Annotated in this window: 1 protein-coding gene; it reads left to right on the top strand. The window is 52.2% G+C overall.

What is annotated here, in order from left to right:
* A partial coding sequence (locus ICL55_RS34920; RefSeq protein WP_246496877.1) for a condensation domain-containing protein occupies positions 1 to 602 on the top strand: 602 nt, incomplete at both ends.

Below are 602 nucleotides of genomic sequence, written 5' to 3'. Positions count from 1 at the left end.
AACTTTTTTGCCACCGGCGGAGACTCCATTAAATCTATTCAGATCGTATCGCGGTTACGCCAGGAAGGCTATGACCTAACGGTGAAGGACATCTTCATATCGCCTACCATCCGGGAGCTGGCGTCACAACTGCGTAAGCTGTCGCAAATCACAGAGCAGGGCGTTGTTACCGGTGTGGCGCCGCTGTCACCGATACAACGGGTGTTTCTGGAAAGTACATTTACCGGCAAACATCATTTTAACCAGTCGGCCTTACTGCATTTTCCGGCCGGCCTTTCGGTGTCCAGGGCACAGCAGCTGTTTACTCACTTGCAGGAGCATCACGATGCGCTGCGTATGGTATTTGTACAGGATGGCGTGCAGGAAAACCGGGGCACGGACATGTCGCTGTGGCTGGAAGAACATGACCTTCGGAATAACGCATCGGACGCCGTTGCTTTATATGACCGGCTGCAGTCGGGCATAGATCTGGCTTCCGGGCCACTGATGCGAATAGGGCTTTATCATTTTAACGATGGCAGCCGGGTATTGATGGTCATACATCATCTGGTGATTGACGGTGTTTCATGGCGTATCCTGTTTGAAGATATTGCGACCCTGGA

Origin of the sequence: Chitinophaga varians (genome assembly GCF_014529945.1) — a bacterium.
Classification (GTDB): Bacteria; Bacteroidota; Bacteroidia; order Chitinophagales; family Chitinophagaceae; genus Chitinophaga; species Chitinophaga varians.
The sequence above is the reverse complement of the archived record's forward strand: the minus strand, read 5'-3'. Positions and strand labels throughout refer to the sequence as shown.